Origin of the sequence: Rhodococcus sp. ARC_M6 (assembly GCF_022810305.1) — a bacterium.
Classification (GTDB): Bacteria; Actinomycetota; Actinomycetes; order Mycobacteriales; family Mycobacteriaceae; genus Rhodococcus_F.
Genome location: NZ_JALGQH010000113.1, coordinates 1 through 255 on the forward strand (window position 1 = coordinate 1; position 255 = coordinate 255).

At 62.7% G+C, this 255-nt stretch carries 1 pseudogene; it reads right to left on the reverse strand.

What is annotated here, in order from left to right:
- A pseudogene (locus MTX36_RS29615) lies at window positions 1-255 on the reverse strand (ABC transporter permease); the annotation flags it as partial.

Consider the following 255-nt stretch of genomic DNA (forward strand, 5'->3'; position numbering starts at 1 on the left):
GAGTGAACATCGCCATCTCGAGGAGGCTGATGGTGATCGCGGGAAGTATTGCGTGAGAGAGGTTTCCGGAGAGGCTTTCGCCGATGCGAACCCACTGTGAACGCGGGAACCAGCCGAGCCAGTTGACGGTGACCATGATGAGCAGCAAGCCGGCGAGGAAGCTCGGGACCGACAGGACACCGAACGTCGCGGCGCTGATGACGCGGTCGATGACGCCACCTTCGTGGTGCGCAGACCACAGTGCCAGCGGGACTG